Raw genomic sequence first — 19,111 nt, 5'->3', positions numbered from 1 at the left:
ATATCGTTTAAAATTCGTTCTGTAAAAAGGCAAAAAAGAGCCGGAATCTAATAAATTCGGCTCTTAGTACTATTATTTGAAGAACTTCTCAACTTTTTTAATTGCAGACGGAAGAGTAAACACAACAACCTTATCATTAGCCTGAATTTGAGTTTCACCTGTTGCAATAATACCTTCATCTTCCCTTATAATTCCACCAATATTGGCATCTTCCGGAAAATCCATATCCATTAACATGCCCTTGGTAATTTTGGATCCAGGTTTAGCCACCAATTCAATAACCTCAGCCTCCGAAACAGTCAGCCATTTACAATGTTGAACATCCGCATCCATTGTAAATCGATAGATGTAACTAGCCGCCAATAATTTTTTATTAATCATGGTACCCACACCAATATTATCGGCTAAATCAATATAATCGATATTTTCTACCTCAGCAATAGTTCGCTTCACGCCCATTTTTTTTGCCAACAAACAAGCTAAAATATTCGTTTCCGAATTTCCTGTAACAGCTACGAAAGCATCCATTTTGTGAATTCCTTCTTCTTTCAGTAATTCCTTATCACGACCATCTCCGTTAATAACCAAGGTATCTTGAAGTAAATCAGCAAGTTTTAAGCTTTTATCCTTGTCAATTTCAATCAATTTAAGATTCATCTTTTTGCCCAGTTCAATCGCTGTTTTCTGACCAATACGACTTCCACCCAAAATCATCGCATTTTTGATTTCATACTTCTCTTTTCCTGCAAGATTCATCACCCTTTCCATTGCATCGGGTTTACTTACCACAAAAACTAAATCGCCACGGGAAAAACGATTGTGCCCCCTTGGGATGATCGTTGCATCTTCACGTTTTATGGCAACAGCTCTAAAATCCAAATCAGCAGTCATTTCAGCAACTTCAGCCATAGTTTTATCCATAAATACTGACTTGCTGCTTATTTTTATTCCATAAAGGAGAAGTTTACCTCCAGAGAACTCATACAACTGTCGGGTTCCAGATCGGGACAAGTAACTAATCACCTCTTTCGAGGCCAATCTCTCCGGATAAATCAATTCATCAATTCCCAAACTTTTAAGGTATTCTTTATTTTCAGGAATCAAATATTCTTGATTATCAATACGGGCAATTGTTCGAATGGCTCCCAACTTTTTTGCAAGAATAGATGACGTTATATTGGTCTCCTCCGATTGAGTTACAGCAATAAAAAGATCTGCTTTTTTGACCCGAGCTTCTTTAAGATCATTTAGTGATGAACTTGACCCTACAATGGTTAATAAATCCAAGTGAGAATCAATCTCCCTTAATTTATCTTCATCACTATCCAATAAGATAATATCATGATCCTCATTACTTAGCATTTTCGCCAAGTGTATTCCTACTGCCCCTGCGCCAGCAATTACAATCTTCATAACTTTGTTCCGTTAAATAAATGGAATTCGAAGCGGCAAATTAACACATAATCAAGCAAAATCTAAAGCTATTTGTTAAAAAATATTAATAAGCCAAGCTCTCTAAATTACCAAAAGACTTTATGAAATCAAAGAGAGAATCCGAAAGCTTTTCATTCAATGATGAAAGTTAATTCACAGTTGACAAAGCACAAAAATAAGCTCCATCCTCTTGTACATCAAAAAGATTTGTTTCACCCTCATTTTCCTTTGAAAAATATTTTTTCCGGTCGCCCCGATAAATTGAGGCATCAAGTATCATCTTACAATTTGGAAATTCTTTTGTTATCATTTTTTTAGATTGCAAACCTCCCAAACGCAAAACAATATAGTCTGGCTGAATAAATTTTAATATTTTCTCCAAATCATTATCCCTTTTTCCGATTATGGCAACAACATCTTTACCCATCAACTTAATATCGATAGGTCTTAGTGTATCAAAGTTTATTTCACTAATATTTTCCTTCAAAACAAATGGTTGAATGATTCTATCGCTTATTTCTGGTGTGATTCGTTTATCAACTAAGAACAATCCTTGATTTCCTTTAACAAAACCAACAACACTATGTCCACTGGAATTAAAAACCAGTATTTCCTTTTTAGGAACCTGAAAAATTCGAATTGTATTTGGTAATTGAATGCCAATTAAAATTATTACGAATGCATAAACAGCTTTTTTTCGTTTAAATGAAAGAAGTGAAATCATTGAAAAAAGAAGAAAATAAGTAAATATTAACTGATACTGACTTAAGGACAATTCTCTAATAACCGAACCTGGCAGAGCTTGAATTTTTACAATCAGAAAATTCATTCCTTCAACAAGATTTCGCAGTATCCACCCTAAACTTTCTGAAAGAATTTTTATTGGAGACAAAAGAAGCAGTAATGCAGAGAGATAAATAAGTATTCCTGCCATAATTATAACGACATATCCGGAAAGTAAAAAGTAAGATGGAAACTGATGGAAGTAATAAATAGCCAAGGGAAATGTTCCTATTTGTGCAGCCAACGAAACCGTCGTAAGTTGCCACAACTTTTTCAAAATTGGATTTCCTATATAAAGAAGTTTATCGAACTGAGGTTGAAAAAACACAATACTTACAACTGCTAAATAGGAAAACTGAAAACCCACTGTAAAGAGTAAAAAAGGATCAATTAATAACAGAAAAAATGCCGATATAGCTAAGGAATTATAAATACTTCCGCTTCTTTTTAGCATCTCACCCAACACAATAAAACTAAACATAGTTGCTGATCTCATTACCGATGGAGACATTCCAGTTAAAAGTGCATAAGTCCAAAGCGTTAGCAAAAGAAGAATACCTCGTAAGTAGCCTCCATATTTAAAACGAGCCAAAAAACGGAGCAAATAACTCATGATCATATAAATAATACCTACATGTAAGCCGGAAACCGCCAAAACATGCATCGCACCAGCATCTGCCCATGTTCTTTTTATTTCCGGATCCATTCCGGTTTTATATCCAAGTGTTAAGGCTGCCAGAATATCAAAACTCTCATTTTGTATTCCATTTTTTCGGTAAATCGATAATAAATGATCCCTCCACTTTGAAGCCAATACTTTAATTGAAAAATCTGCACCCCTTCCTATCTGTTTCCATGATAAAGAGTCGGTATACGCAGCATACAAAATGTGTTGAGTTTTTAGATAAGAAGCGTAATCAAATTCATGTGGATTACCGGCATTTTTCACTCTTTGAAGTTCAGTCTTCATCACAAGCAAATCACCAACACCAAGTTCCTTGACCTTCGTGTCCTTTTGTAGATAAATCATTGTTTTACCCGATACTTTTTGCCACTTATCTGAAACTTTTATATTTTGAACATCAAATACAAAAGCATAACTCCTGCCCTTCTCTGTAGGTGTGTCCAACACTCTACCTTTTAGAATAATTTTAGATTTAGAAATAGGAAGATACATCCGGGACTGAATGTCATTGTACCGGATATTTCCAAATCCAAAACACAGAGCAAATACAAAAAAACCAAATAAACTGCGTAATGAATATGATTTACGGAGCTTCGGGATTACCACAAAGAGAACGACTCCAAACATTCCAAAAAGAACCAGAAACCATCCTGTAACTTGAGGTATATTGATAATATCAGATAAGGAAATTCCAATTATCACCGGCAACAGAAGCCGAAGAAAAGGATTTTGACGAAGTAGTTCTCTGAAAGTCATCAATTATTCAATTTATGGTAAATTGAATTTAACACTAATCTTCTTAAAAAACAAAGAGGATGTCCTTGATTTAGGACATCCTCTTTAAAATTATTTTGCGAGTGTAAATCGATATTTAGCTTTAAATATTCCTTTCGATATACTTGTTAATTTTCCTTTTAAGAGTCTCTTTTTTAAAGGTGCACAATGATCAGTAAACATGATTCCGTCCAAGTGATCGTATTCATGTTGAATGACCCGTGCTGCATATCCCGAATACTCCTCTTCATGAAATTCCCAATTCTCATCGTAATACTCAATGTTAATGGTTTCAGGACGAATAACATCTTCGTTTATGCCAGGAATACTCAAACATCCTTCAGACATAGCCCATTCCTCGCCGGTGCGTTGGGTAATTTTCGCATTAATGAACATTTTCTTAAAACCTTCCAGTTCAGGTTCATCCTCAGCAAAAGAAGAGCAGTCGAGCACAAACATTCTTATTGATCGTCCTACTTGCGGAGCCGCTAACCCAACTCCGTCGGCAAAATACATGGTTTGCCACATGTCATCCATAAATTTCTGCAATTCAGGATAATCCTTATCAATATCTTTGGCGACCTTCCTTAAAACCGGATGGCCGTAAATGGTAATCGGTAAAATCATTCTTTTCTCTCTCTAATTATCTAAATCCAAATAAATCCTAAAACAGATTCCTTTTGGTTTCCATATACGATTGCAATATAATAACAGCACTCACTTTATCAATCATCGCTTTATCTCTTCTCGCCTTTTTTCCTAAGCCACCATCAATCATAGTTTGAAAAGCAATTTTCGAAGTGAATCTTTCATCTACCAATTCGATTGGCAGATCAGGAAACTTCTTTTTCAATTGCCCTAAAAAAGGTTTTAGATATTTTACAGATTCACTATCCTCATTATTCATTTGTTTAGGATAGCCCACAACAATGCATTCAACCTCTTCTGTCTGAAAATATTTTTCCAAATAAGTCAATACATCTTTTGCTGCAACAGTATCCAAACCGTTTGCAATAATCTGAAATGGGTCTGTAACAGCCAGCCCTACCCGTTTTCTTCCGTAATCAATCGCTACAATTCGTGCCAAATCTCTTATTTAAACTAATTTTGAATTGCAAAGATATAAGAAACTGTTTAAATTTTATCTATTTCCACAAAAATGAGGAGATGAGAAGCTTATATAGAGAAAGATTTTACCATGCATAGAACCAAATAAAAAAATCAGGACTCATCCTGATTTTTTTTGAAAGCAAATACATTCTCCGAAACAATTCAAACCAAAGTTCTTTTTTAGAAAATTATACCAACGTGAATTGACAGACGATTAATTTCCTGTTTTAAATATTCGGTATCACCCGAATAAGTATTGTGCCACTTATGCTCCATTTTTTGATAGCGATAACCAATATTTAAAGTGAAATTAGTTTTAGAGCTATTCCCTAACACAAAACCAATTCCGGGATTAATCAACCAACCGCCTTTTGAATCGATATCTTCATTGGTAATGTAATAATAGCTTTGACCATCAATATCATCTAACGAAAAAGAATATCCCGACTGACAAAACAAAAAGGCTTTAACTCCTTTAATTTTGGAATGGTATTTAACCTCTCCAAACAAAGGCATTTGTGCCTCATCATACGCCTCATAGCCCCCACCTATTCCAAAAGACACTCCATTCTTTAGCAAGTAACTACCAGCTAGCAACATACTAAAAGGAGCATTGTTTTTATTATCGTTATTTCCAACCAGTGCCCCCATGCGAACCTCATAAAACATTCCCTCATTCTTCATGGGAAGACTATCCTTAACCATTTTCTTCATTCTTTTAGCCTCAAAGCGTATATCCGAAATATCTTCCATATCGAATTTCCAAAAATTCTTATCTTTTGTTTCCAGTTCAATAAATTGACCAGGAACTTGTCTGACTATTTTCCCTTTCAGAACATTACCATTTTTTAAGGTTACTACATCTACATTTCTCTGTGCCATTGTTCCGGCAACAGATAATATAACAAGAGCTATTATTAAAATTGGCTTAATTAATACGATAAAAGTCTTCATAATCATGGTTTTGTTTTTCTTATTGATGATGCATCATGGTAATGGTTGCGTTGAATAAAACAATAAAAATGAAATAGAAGAACGCAACCCTATGAATCTATTTGCATCATGAAATAAAACAAACCATTAAATCGGTTTTAAATAAATACACATGAAACGTCCTTGCCAAAGTGATTTTGACACACAGGGGATGATTATTCCAGCATGGTAAGTTCCATATGGCAAATCAAAAACAAATTATAATCATATGAAAACTATAAAACATTTCACCTTCCTATCCGTGCTTATTTTATTATGTGCAGGAATTTGGTCTTGCGAAGATAAATTAGAGCATGAATACACAATAAATGAACCGGTTTATATGCCAACTGAGGAATTTAAGAATGCTGTTAAAACAGAAAGTGCCAAGGAAATGTTGGTTACCGGAAAAATATATTTTTATCAGAACTATATTTTTGTAAACGAAAAATTCGTAGGAATACATGTCATAGACAATTCAGATCCTACAAAACCAATCAACTCAAAATTCATTTCTATTCCCGGAAACATCGACATGGCTATAAAAGATGATATTCTTTATGCTGACTCCTACACTGATTTAATAGCAATAGATATCAGCGATATCAATACCATTTCCATAGAAAAACGATTCGCCGATATTTTCCCATTTTCTCTGCCTCCAACGGATAATAATTACCAAATTGGGCAAATCGATCCCGAAAAAGGTGTAGTCGTTGGCTGGAAAGTGAAAAGAATTAGTGAAAAATACAAGGAGCCTAAATACTATCCTTACTATGATGATGTCATGTTTTCAGAAGCATCAAACTCTACAGGTGTTAAAGCTACCGGTGGTGGAACAGGAAAAGCCGGCTCTATGGCTAAATTCATGATAAATTCGAACACTCTTTATACGCTTGACTCCAATTCATCACTTCGATTGTTTGATATCTCCAATCCGGATCAAATATCAAAAAATGGGCAATTAAATGTAGGTTGGGGAATGGAAACCTTATTTGTTTACGAAAACAATCTATTTATTGGAGCAAGAAATGGAATGTATATTTTCGATATCACAAACCCTTTTTCCCCCCAATTCGTTTCTCAATATTCTCATTTTATGAGTTGCGACCCAGTAGTGGTGCACAATGATTTGGCATACATCACACTTCGTGCAGGTAATTTTTGCGGACAAAATACCAGCCAACTTGACGTTGTCGACTTAAGTAATATAACAACTCCAACATTATTAAAATCATACAGCATGGAAAATCCATACGGATTGGGAATTGATGATGACGTACTGTTTGTTTGTGATGGAACTGCCGGATTGAAGATTTACGATGCCTCGGATCCCTTAAACTTAGGTTCTAATTTAGTGAAAGTGTACTCTGACATGACTCCTTATGACGTTATTCCTTTGGGTTCGATTTTAGTATTAATATCTCCTGAAGGCTTGTATCAATACGATTACTCGGATATCAATAACATTCAATTACTTAGTTCGATTGCAATTCCTGCACAGGAAGATTAAACTATTAATTTCAACAAACAACAAAGCTTGCTCCATTCGAAGCAAGCTTTACTTTTTATGAATGAACTTTAGCATTTTGTTTACTAATACCCAATCAACATCAAACTTATAAAACAGTTCTTTCAGAATCAAGTCATAGGTTGACAAGGGCGACTTGTTATAGTCAGAGCATGACTGACTTGGCTTGTAAATAAATCAACATTATAAGAATTACTAAAACACGAAAGGCTGTCCCTCGGGACAGCCTTCTATATATTGAGAATATAATTCTCTTAGTTTTGCTTCAAGTTTGCTTGAGCTGCTGCTAAACGTGCAATAGGCACACGGAAAGGAGAACAAGAAACGTAATCCATACCTACTGAGTTACAGAACTCAACTGAAGATGGCTCACCACCATGCTCACCACAAATACCTAATTTGATATCAGGACGAGTAGATTTTCCTTTTTCACAACCCATACGTACCAATTGTCCGATACCTTCTTGATCTAATACTTGGAAAGGATCATTTTTCAAGATTCCTTTTTCAATATAGATAGGTAAGAATTTACCAGCATCATCACGAGAATAACCGAATCCCATTTGAGTCAGGTCATTGGTTCCGAAAGAGAAGAATTCAGCATATTCAGCAATTGCATCGGCAGTAAGAGCAGCACGAGGAATCTCAATCATAGTACCTACTAAGAAATCCACTTTCACACCTTTCTCAGCGAAAACAGCAGCAGCAGTTTCTCTGATGATTGCTTCCTGCATTTGGAATTCTTTTAAAGTTCCAATTAATGGAACCATAATCTCAGGCTTAGGGTTACATCCTTTAGCTTTCAAATCACAAGCAGCTTCGATAATAGCACGAGCCTGCATTTCTGTGATTTCAGGATAAGTATTTCCTAAACGACAACCTCTGTGACCTAACATTGGGTTGAATTCGTGTAAAGACTCAACTTTTGCTTTTACGATAGATACATCGATACCTAATTTTTCAGCCATTTCGATTTGAGAAGCTTCATCGTTAGGAGTAAACTCGTGCAATGGTGGATCCAGTAAACGGATAGTTACACCAAAACCGTCCATAGCTTCCAAAATTCCAGAGAAATCTTCACGTTGAACAGGAAGTAATTTAGCCAAAGCAGCTTTTCTTCCTTCCACATTTTCAGCAAGAATCATCTCACGCATTTTCCAGATCTTATCGCCTTCGAAGAACATGTGCTCTGTACGACAAAGTCCAATACCTTTAGCTCCGAATTCACGAGCTGCTTTAGCATCAGCAGGAGTATCAGCGTTAGTACGAACGTACATACGAGTGTTGTTCTCTGCAACTTCCATCAATTTACCAAAATCACCATCTAATGAAGGAGTGATGGTAGCAACTTTACCTTCGTAAACTTTACCTGTAGTACCGTTCAATGAGATAAAATCACCTTCTTTAAATGCAACACCATTGATTGTCATTGATTTTCCTGTTACCAAAACACCAGCAGCAGAAGAAATACAACATTTACCCATACCACGAGCAACAACAGCAGCGTGAGAAGTCATACCACCACGTTCAGTCAAAATACCTTCAGCAGCGTACATACCTTTCAAATCTTCTGGAGAAGTTTCGCGACGTACTAAAATTACTTTTTTACCTGCTGCAGCCCACTCTTCAGCAACTTCAGCAGAGAATACGATTTGACCAGTAGCAGCACCTGGAGAAGCTGGAAGACCTTTAGAAAGTTCTTTTGCAGCATCAATAGCTGATTGCTCAAATACAGGGTGAAGTAATTCATCCAATTTGTTAGGCTCCTGACGTAAAATTGCAGTTTTCTCATCAATCATACCTTGAGCTAACATATCAACAGCCATTTTTACCATAGCTGCTCCAGTACGCTTACCATTACGGGTTTGCAACATCCAAAGTTTACCATCCTGAATGGTGAACTCCATATCCTGCATATCTGAATAGTGATCTTCTAATTTTTGCTGAATTGTATTCAATTCATTATATAGTTTAGGCATAGCTTCTTCCATAGAAAGGAATTCAGCTTGACGAACTTCTTCAGAAGTACCGTTACGCTCAGCCCAACGCAATGAACCAATTTTAGTGATTTCAAGAGGAGTACGAACACCAGACACAACATCTTCACCCTGTGCATTGATCAAATACTCACCATTGAATTGGTCTTCACCAGTAGCAGCATCACGAGAGAAACAAACTCCTGTAGCAGAAGTATCACCCATGTTACCATATACCATAGCCTGTACGTTTACAGCTGTACCCCACTCAGAAGGAATATTTTCCATTTTACGGTAAAGAATAGCTCTTTCAGTATTCCAGGAATCGAATACAGCACAAACAGCACCCCAAAGCTGATCCCAAGGATTTGTTGGAAAATCAACACCAGCGTGCTTACGAATAACAGCTTTATATCCTTCAACAAGACCTTTAAGGTCTTCAACAGTTAATTCAGTATCAACTTTGTAACCTTTAGCGGCTTTTACTTCATCCAAAACTACTTCGAATGGGTTGTGATGACCTTCTTCAGCCTCAACACCCATAACTACATCACCGTACATGTGAATGAAACGACGATATGAATCGTAAGCAAATTTTTCGTTACCCGATTTCTCAGCAACAATTTTCACGGTATCATCATTCATACCAAGATTTAGAACAGTGTTCATCATACCCGGCATAGAAGCACGAGCACCGGAACGAACTGATACCAACAATGGAAACGAACCATCTTTAGCATCGAATTTAGCGTTCATTGCAACTTCTGTATCTTTCACAGCAGCTTCAACTTGTTCTTTAATCATTGCTACAACAGCATCTTTTCCAAGATTGTTGTAATCAGTACAAACTTCAGTAGTGATAGTGAAACCTGCGGGTACAGGAACACCAATTAGGTTCATTTCAGCAAGGTTAGCGCCCTTACCTCCAAGCAAATTCTTCATGTCTGCTTTACCTTCGGCCTTACCGTCACCAAAAGTATAAACGTACTTAGTACTCATAATTATCGCTTTTTAGTTTTAATGTTATTTTCATGCAATAAATTAAAGCATTCAATAACAATTATATATTAACTTATAATCTTCAAAAACATAAATTTTCAAGACATTATTCAATAATACGCCTTGAAAATTGTACACAAAAGTAGTGTTCTTTTTTTTAAAAAGGAAGTAAAGGACTGACAATCTAACTGTCTTTTTCCAAATGATTTAGACTTTTATTTTTCAAACGTTTGCAGTATGTTTACACTCTCTTTTCCGGAAGGTTATTCCATAAAAACAGCCGATCAAAAGATCGGCTGTTTCATCAAATTATCAAACCTTTATCTCATTGGATACTTATTAATTATTTCTTCAGGATGAAGAATAAAATCCAAATATTGTGCTCTGTAATAAATATCAGAAGCTTTTAATTCATTATCGGATAATTTACCCCTGAATTCGTCAATGCTTTTGTATCCTTTTTTATCCATCCACTGCTCCAGTTCCGAAAGAACCTGTGCAATGTATGAAGGGTCATTTTTGTACAGTGCACTCACCATCTGAACAATACCGGCACCACTCAACAGCATTTGCAATACATCTTCGTAAGTGTAAATTCCATTAGCACCACACAATCCTCCGGCAATCTTCTTATACAGCAAACCAACATAACGCAATCCCAATTTATAATCCCCCTGATGGCTCAAATTAAAATTAGTGACATGACGCTCAGCGTGAATATCAATTTCCGGTTGAAATAATCGATTAAACAACACAAAAGCAGCAGCTCCAGCCTGATCTAAACGATTCACAAAATTTAATGTATTTGTATAGTATGGACTTAGTTTGATACAAAAGGGAATCGACAATCTCTTTTTAAGAGTTTTAACGATTTCCACTTTTTCATCTTCCAATTGAGCTGCTGTTTTATCAACATCTCCAGGCATTTGATAAAAATTCAATTCCAAAGCATCCACCCCGGCATCTTCCAATTGCTTGGCGTAATCGAACCAGGTTACATCATAAATACAATTTAAGCTGGCAATTACAGGAATACTAACAGCATTCTTTACTTCAGACAATTTCATGATATGAGCCTTGGCACCAGCATGCTCAATTGCAGGAAAAATGGAAGTCATTTCTGCATTTCTATCTGTATACTCATCAAGTTCGTCGGCTAATTGCGCTCGTTCCATTTGGATTTGCTCTTCGAAAAGAGATTTGTAAACAATTGCTGCTGCTCCCGCTCTTTCCAATTCCTGAGCTCCTTCTACGCTAGCTGAAAGGGTACAAGCTCCTACAATTATGGGATTTTTAAGATGCAACCCCATGAATTCTACGTTTAAATTTGCCATATGATTTTCGATTTTAAATTTCTGTTCTTACTAAATTTAATAAATGGACTTGATATATTCAACCAAAAATCAAATTTAATAAAATCAACACAAAACCACAAAAAGCCCGCAAATAAAGGACTTGCGAGTCTTATTTTTAATAAAAAATACAACTAAAAAAATTCCCCTCCTATTATCCTCCCATTTCAATCCCTACAAATTATATCAGATGGATCGTTCCAATTATAGTCTGATAACATTACACTTCTCTTTATGTAGCATAAGTTCATCAAGCAAATATTTCCATTTGTCATGCGCCCTACAAATACGCATAAAAAAAAGGGGTTCCAATTTGGAACCCCTTCACTATATATTCAGAATAATGCTTACTCTTCATTATAATCCAAAGCAGCTTGACGCTTGTATGTCTTATATCTCCACTTAGCATTTTCTTCAGCAGCAACAAACAATTCTTTAGCTTGCTCTGGGAATGATTTTTGCAAAGAAGTATAACGAACTTCTCCTAACAAGAAACCTTGGAAATTTTCCCATACCGGCTCTTTCGAATCAAGAACAAATGGGTTTTTACCTTCATTTTCCAATGCTGGGTTGTTGCGATACAAGTGCCAGTATCCTGCTTCAACCGCTTTTTTCTCTTCTGCTTGTGATTTACCCATCGATGCTTTCAATCCATGAGAAATACAAGGTGAATAAGCGATAATCAAAGAAGGTCCTGGATAAGCCTCAGCTTCTTTAACAGCTTTCATGTATTGAGCTTGGTTTGCTCCCATAGCCACCTGAGCTACGTAAACATATCCGTAAGACATTGCTATCATACCAAGGTCTTTCTTTCTGATACGCTTACCTGCCGCAGCAAATTTAGCAACAGCACCAACTGGAGTTGCTTTAGAAGCCTGTCCACCAGTATTCGAGTAAATCTCAGTATCCATTACCAAAACATTTACATCTTCACCAGAAGCCAATACATGATCCAATCCACCAAAACCGATGTCATAAGCCCAACCGTCACCACCAAAAATCCACTGAGATTTCTTGATTAAGTAATTCTTAATATTTAGGATTTCTTTTGCAACTTCATGAGTTTCATTTGCAAGAGCTTCTTCAACTTTAGCAGAAGCAGTAATAGAAGCTTCACCATTGTTTTTATTCTCTAACCACTCAGTAAATGCTGCTTTTGTATCAGCATTTACGGCATCCATAGCACCTTTCATACGAAGTTCAATACGATTACGCATTTTACGTACACCTTCGTTCATACCAAATCCAAACTCAGCATTGTCTTCGAATAATGAGTTAGCCCAAGCTGGACCTTTACCGCTCTTATCGTTTTTACAATATGGTGTTGCAGGAGCAGAACCACCATAAATAGAAGAACAGCCAGTAGCATTAGCCACCATCATTCTCTCGCCAAACAATTGAGTAATTAATTTGATGTATGGAGTTTCACCACAACCAGCACAAGCTCCGGAGAACTCGAATAATGGCTGAGCAAATTGTGAGTTTTTCACATTATTTTTAGGTAACAAATCTTTATACCCTACTTTTTCATCCATATAATGCCATCTGTCCTTCTCAATCATTTGAGACTCCAATGGTTTCAACTCTAAAGCTTTTGCCTTAGGAGCAGGACAAACATCAACACAGTTACCACAACCTGTACAATCTTCAACAGCTACTTGAATTCTAAAGTGTAAACCTTTTAATTCTTTACCTGTAGCAGGCTTAACAGCAGTTCCAGCAGGAGCTGCCACCAATTCTTCTTCCGTTAAAATAAAAGGACGAATTGCAGCGTGAGGACAAACGTAAGCACATTGGTTACACTGGATACAAGTTTCTTCGTTCCATTCAGGAACATGAGAAGCAACACCACGTTTCTCAAACTTAGTTGTTCCAGCAGGAAAAGTACCATCTTCACGACCAGTAAATGCAGAAACAGGAAGATCATCTCCTTTTTGAGCATTCATTGGATCACAAACCTCAGCGATAAACTTAGGACGATTATTTGTAGTTGCAGCTTCTTTCTCTTCAGGTAAATTTTTCCAATCAGCAGAAACGTTAACTTCAACAACATTTTCCCCTCCTGCATCAACTGCCGAGAAGTTCATGTTTACAACTTTTTCACCTTTGTTGCCATAAGACTTAACAATTGCTTTCTTCATTTCTTCAGCAGCCTTTTCAAAAGGAATCACATTAGTGATTTTGAAGAATGCAGCTTGCATTATAGTATTGGTACGATTACCAAGACCAAGCTCTTCACCCAATTTAGTACCGTTGATAATGTAGAATTTAATCTCATTCTCAGCCAAGTACTTTTTCATATGATTTGGAAGATTCTTAACAGTTTCTTTTGCATCATAAATTGAGTTCAACAAGAAAGAACCACCTTTTTTCAATCCTTTTAATACATCATAAAGATATACGTAAGCTGGAACGTGGCATGCAACGAAGTCAGGAGTAGTTACAAGGTATGTTGAGCGGATTGGTTCATCACCAAAACGAAGGTGAGAAGCAGTAAATCCACCTGATTTTTTAGAATCGTAAGCAAAGTAAGCCTGACAATATTTATCAGTTGAACCACCAATAATTTTAATTGAGTTTTTGTTAGCACCTACAGTACCATCAGAACCTAGACCATAGAATTTAGCTTCATAAAGAGACTCAGAGTTCATTTTAACTTCCGGCAACATTGGAAGTGAAGTGAAAGTCACATCATCAACAATACCTAAAGTGAATTGATTTTTAGGCTCGTTCATTGCAAGATTTTTGTAAACTGCAACGATTTGAGATGGAGTCACCTCTTTTGAACCTAAACCATAACGTCCGCCAATCACCATTGGAGCATTCTCTCTTCCGTAGAAAACTTCTCTTACATCAAGATACAATGGTTCTCCGTTAGCACCAGTTTCTTTTGTTCTATCAAGAACACAAATGCGTTTTACTGATTCAGGAATAATGCTTAAGAAATGCTTAGCTGAAAATGGACGATAAAGGTGAACACAAACAAGACCAACTTTTTCGCCGTTTGCCATTTTATAGTCGACCGCTTCTTTAATGGTTTCGTTTACAGATCCCATTGCAATAATGATATTTTCAGCATCTGCAGCACCATAATACATGAAAGGCTTGTATTCTCTTCCTGTAATTTTGGTCATTTCCTTCATGTAATCAGCTACGATATCCGGAACGGCATTGTAAAATGGGTTTGCAGCTTCACGAGACTGGAAGTACACATCAGGATTCTGAGCAGTACCTCTGGTTACAGGAGATTCTGGATTTAAAGCACGATCACGGAAAGCCTGAAGAGCTTCCTGGTCAACAAGATCTCTCATATCTTCCATATCAACTGCTTCGATTTTCTGAATTTCGTGAGATGTACGGAATCCGTCGAAGAAGTTCATGAAAGGAACTCTTGATTTAATTGCAGTTAGATGAGATACAGCAGAAAGATCCATTACTTCCTGAACCGAACCTGAAGCCAACATTGCGAAACCTGTCTGACGTGCAGAATATACATCAGAGTGATCACCAAAAATACTCAATGCCTGCGCTGCAAGAGCACGGGCACTAATATGAAATACACATGGCAATAACTCACCAGCGATTTTATACATGTTAGGAATCATTAACAATAATCCCTGAGATGCAGTGTAAGTAGTTGTTAATGCACCAGCTTGTAATGCGCCGTGAACAGCACCTGCAGCACCAGCTTCAGATTGCATTTCTACTAATTGTACTGTTTCTCCAAATAGATTTTTACGTCCTTGTGCAGCCCACTCATCAACATTCTCAGCCATTGGCGAAGATGGAGTGATTGGGTAAATACAAGAAACCTCACTAAACATATATGCTACGTGAGCGGCAGCGGCATTACCATCACAGGTAATGAATTTTTTTTCTCTTGCCATTTTACTCCTCCGATTAAATTTTATTATTTGGTATTTTATTTTTCAATCTAATTCTCTAATACAAAAAGCCGAACAACCAAAGAGGTACTTTATTTCCCTCTCCACGTTCTATCATATCGGCAGCAATAAAAAAGTCTTCTGTTCTAAATTTCGATTCAGACGTATCATCGCTACCCGTAATTTCAAAATTATACTTGTCATTCACTAAAAAATGACCTCTGTCGGTGCTCGTAATATTTCTATTAGGCCCCACCTGATTGTAAAAGAAAGTTTCACGAAGATTACTTTCATTTACATTTTCCGGTGCAATAGCGTATAATAAATTCGTATTGTGCAGATAAACTTTATTTGGTTTCTTCGACGCATCGTTAAAACTCCCCTGAGAATTCAACAAACGAATTAATCTGGCATTCTTTAAATACTTCAAATAATTCATAATCGTAGCTCTGGATGTTTCTACATCGTTTGCCAGCTTACTTACATTTGGTTGAAAAGGAACATTACAGGAAATAATATATAGAAGTTTCTTTAACTTGGACAGGTACTTTAGCTCAATTTGGTTTAAGTAAGTAATATCAAATTCCAAAATCAAATTGATCATCTTCAAAAGATTATCCATAAAACTTTTCTCCTCCTGATAACAAGGATAATATCCAAATCTTAGGTAATCATTAAAATAAGCTAACGGACGAACTTTACAAAGAATTTCTTCAACAATGTCCTCGTGATTCTCTAACAATTCTTCCAATGTGTATCGGGGAAATTGATTTCCCGACTCATAATTTAAAAATTCTCTAAAAGACAATCCATTTAGATAGTAGACACTCACACAATCTTTCAAATCTTCATTTGTCTTAATGCGAAGAATTGATGAACCGGTAAAAATAATCTTCAAATCGGGGTATTGCTCGTAACAAGTTCGCAGCCCCTTTGCCCATTCAGGATATTTATGAATCTGATCGAGTAGTAATATCTTACCTCCTCTTTTATAAAATTCATCGATAAAGGGAACTAATCCTTTCTCAGTAAAGAATAAATTGTTTAAGTTGATGTATAAGCAACTCTTATCGTTGGCATGGTGCTCACGAATATAATCCAGTAAAAAAGTTGTTTTCCCAACTCCTCTGGATCCTTTAATGGCTATCAAGCGTTGTGACCAATCAATTTCATCAGCCAACTCACGTCTAATGGTGCCTTTCTTATGCTTCAACAAACTATTATGAGTCTGTACTAAAGTATTCATTTTCTGTCGAATTTACTTCGCAAATTTATAGAATAAAAGCGGCATTTTGCAATCTAGAGATTACAAAAAGCTTTTCTTTTTGCTATTTATACTTATTTAAAATAAGACGCCTCACATCCGTAATCTTCTAGGGATAAGAGATATAGACTTAAACACATCTTTCACACAAGTATTATTCCTTTATGAAATTTCATTGTAAATTAACACTTTAAGTTTAACACAAAAAGAAAGGGTAATGACTGAAATCATTACCCTTTTATATCTTTTTAAAACAAAAAGTAATTTACTTATCGTTCATTGAGATTAAGAATTCTTCGTTCGATTTTGTTTTTCTTAAACGATCTTGCAAAAATTGCATTGCCTCAACAGAGTTCATATCTGTCAGATAATTTCTAAGAATCCAGATTCGATTCAATTGATTCGGATCAAGAAGCAGATCATCACGACGAGTACTTGATGCTGTAATATCAATTGCCGGGAAGATTCGTTTGTTAGATAACTTACGATCTAACTGAAGCTCCATATTACCGGTTCCTTTAAATTCTTCAAAGATAACATCATCCATTTTAGAGCCTGTATCAGTTAATGCTGTTGCTAAAATTGTAAGCGATCCACCATTCTCTATATTTCTTGCCGCACCAAAGAAACGCTTTGGTTTGTGCAATGCATTTGCGTCAACACCACCCGAAAGAACTTTACCTGAAGCAGGAGAAACAGTATTGTAAGCACGAGCTAACCGGGTTATTGAATCCAATAGAATTACAACATCATGACCACACTCAACCATTCGTTTTGCTTTCTCCAAAACGATATTAGCAACACGAACATGGCGCTCAGCCGGCTCATCAAAAGTAGATGAAATAACCTCTGCATTTACGCTTCGGGCCATATCTGTAACCTCTTCAGGACGCTCATCAATCAATAAAATAATCATATAAGCTTCTGGATTGTTTGCTGCAATCGCATTGGCTATTTCTTTCAAAAGAACAGTCTTACCTGTTTTCGGCTGTGCAACAATAAGTCCTCTTTGTCCTTTACCAATTGGAGCAAACATGTCAACAAGACGTGTTGACATTGAGTTCATTCCTTTTCCTGTCAAATTAAATTTCTCATCCGGGAATAACGGAGTCAAATGATCGAAAGGTACACGATCCCGAATTACCTCAGGTAATCTGCCGTTAATCTTTGCAACTTTAATTAATGGAAAATATTTCTCACCTTCTTTTGGCGGACGAATTGTTCCATTAACAGTATCTCCGGTTTTTAAACCAAATAATTTGATCTGCGACTGCGACACATATATATCATCAGGAGAATTTAAGTAATTGTAATCCGACGAACGTAGGAAACCATAACCATCAGGCATAATTTCCAAAACACCCGAATTGTCAATTATTCCATCAAACTCAAACAGTTTCTCTTTCTCACGTTTTTCAAAACGCTTTCTATTTGGATTCTCTTGTCTTTCCGTCTTCTCTGGCTTATCAGACACATCCCGGCCTTCTGTTTTTACCTGTTCTTCAGCAACATCCGCCCCTTCAGGCTTATCTTGACGCTCTGGTTTATCCTGACGTTCCGGTCTTGGTCTTGGTGATCTTGCAGGTCTCGGTGGTCTTGCAGGTCTTTCGCTCCTCTGTGCATTTTCATTTGCAACAGGAGGCTCTGAAGCTGAGGGTTTTGATTGCTCTTCGATTTTCTCCTCAACAGGAGTACTTTCAGCTTTCTCAACAACCGGTCGTGTTTCTCGTATGGGTTTTCTTGGGGCGTCTTTTGGTGCTGTATCTTCTTCTAGAGTAGTCTCATTACTTACAGCATCCCTAACTGGTTGTTCCGGCTTTTTTCTTTTATGCAGAAGCGATCTGGATCGCCCTTCATCGGCCTTACTATCTCCCATTGGACTCTTAGGTCTTTTTAGGGGAGTCTTTTTTTCTGGTGTTTTTCTTTCAGAAGCTACAATTGCCTGTTGATCAAGGATTCTGTAAATTAAATCCTGTTTCTTAAAAGACTCAATTTTTTTAACATTGAGTTCTTTAGCGATTTCTCGTAATTCAGGCACAAGCTTCTTGTTTAATTCAAGAATATCGTACATAAATGATATATTAATATTTTTCGGGTGATTTTTTTTAGATAGAAATTGTTTTGAACAATTGGGAACCTGATCTTTCGACCTCTAAATGAGAAGAATTAATCTGAATTCAATTGCAATATTACGGAATTAGTTATAAATCACAAAAAATAAATGATTTTATTATTCAAATTGATGCCTGATATCGCTATATAAGTTTATTAATCTCAAAATAAACCTCTTGAAAGTGCCACAAATTTCTTTTTCAAAATGATTTTGCTATATTTAAATATAAACGAG

The 19,111-nt window shown here is 36.3% G+C and carries 11 protein-coding genes; 1 reads left to right on the top strand and 10 read right to left on the bottom strand.

Going from position 1 to position 19,111, the window contains the following annotated elements:
- Positions 1–72: 72 nt before the first annotated feature.
- From trkA to QUH73_RS05945, 5 genes are all read right to left on the bottom strand, one after another.
- The gene (gene trkA / locus QUH73_RS05965; protein ID WP_289529538.1) at positions 73–1,413 is read right to left on the bottom strand and encodes a Trk system potassium transporter TrkA; all 1,341 of its coding nucleotides are present in this window, start codon (positions 1,411–1,413) and stop codon (positions 73–75) included.
- A 169-nt stretch (positions 1,414–1,582) separates the two neighbouring features.
- Complete coding sequence (locus QUH73_RS05960; protein WP_289529537.1) at positions 1,583–3,658, bottom strand: ComEC/Rec2 family competence protein; 2,076 nt, start codon at positions 3,656–3,658, stop codon at positions 1,583–1,585.
- A 90-nt stretch (positions 3,659–3,748) separates the two neighbouring features.
- A complete protein-coding gene (gene def, locus QUH73_RS05955) occupies positions 3,749–4,303 on the bottom strand; it encodes a peptide deformylase (protein ID WP_289529536.1) in 555 nt (184 codons plus the stop codon).
- 37 nt (positions 4,304–4,340) lie between these two features.
- Complete coding sequence (ruvX, locus tag QUH73_RS05950) at positions 4,341–4,763, bottom strand: Holliday junction resolvase RuvX (RefSeq protein WP_289529535.1); 423 nt, start codon at positions 4,761–4,763, stop codon at positions 4,341–4,343.
- Between the two features lie 203 nt (positions 4,764–4,966).
- Positions 4,967–5,740, bottom strand: a complete 774-nt coding sequence (locus tag QUH73_RS05945) for a hypothetical protein (RefSeq protein WP_289529534.1) — start codon at positions 5,738–5,740, stop codon at positions 4,967–4,969.
- Between the two features lie 247 nt (positions 5,741–5,987).
- Here QUH73_RS05945 and QUH73_RS05940 point away from each other — a divergent pair, with 247 nt between their 5' ends.
- Positions 5,988–7,271, top strand: coding sequence for an LVIVD repeat-containing protein (locus QUH73_RS05940; protein WP_289529533.1), 1,284 nt, complete (start codon positions 5,988–5,990; stop codon positions 7,269–7,271).
- A gap of 272 nt (positions 7,272–7,543) precedes the next feature.
- Here the strand turns inward: QUH73_RS05940 and ppdK are convergent, their stop codons facing one another.
- The 5 genes from ppdK to rho form a co-directional block, all read right to left on the bottom strand.
- Positions 7,544–10,264, bottom strand: coding sequence for a pyruvate, phosphate dikinase (gene ppdK, locus QUH73_RS05935; protein WP_289529532.1), 2,721 nt, complete (start codon positions 10,262–10,264; stop codon positions 7,544–7,546).
- A 320-nt stretch (positions 10,265–10,584) separates the two neighbouring features.
- Complete coding sequence (locus QUH73_RS05930; protein ID WP_289529531.1) at positions 10,585–11,598, bottom strand: dihydroorotate dehydrogenase-like protein; 1,014 nt, start codon at positions 11,596–11,598, stop codon at positions 10,585–10,587.
- A 365-nt stretch (positions 11,599–11,963) separates the two neighbouring features.
- Complete coding sequence (nifJ, locus tag QUH73_RS05925) at positions 11,964–15,503, bottom strand: pyruvate:ferredoxin (flavodoxin) oxidoreductase (RefSeq protein WP_289529530.1); 3,540 nt, start codon at positions 15,501–15,503, stop codon at positions 11,964–11,966.
- A gap of 55 nt (positions 15,504–15,558) precedes the next feature.
- Positions 15,559–16,746 carry an ATP-binding protein gene (locus QUH73_RS05920; protein ID WP_289529529.1) on the bottom strand — a complete coding sequence of 396 codons (1,188 nt, stop codon included), beginning with the start codon at positions 16,744–16,746 and terminating at the stop codon, positions 15,559–15,561.
- 283 nt (positions 16,747–17,029) lie between these two features.
- The gene (gene rho / locus QUH73_RS05915) at positions 17,030–18,835 is read right to left on the bottom strand and encodes a transcription termination factor Rho (RefSeq protein ID WP_289529528.1); all 1,806 of its coding nucleotides are present in this window, start codon (positions 18,833–18,835) and stop codon (positions 17,030–17,032) included.
- Between the last annotated feature and the right edge of the window lie 276 nt (positions 18,836–19,111).

The sequence above is a fragment of the Labilibaculum sp. K2S genome (genome assembly GCF_030372765.1).
Lineage (GTDB): Bacteria > Bacteroidota > Bacteroidia > Bacteroidales > Marinifilaceae > Labilibaculum.
The sequence above is the reverse complement of the archived record's forward strand: the minus strand, read 5'-3'. Positions and strand labels throughout refer to the sequence as shown.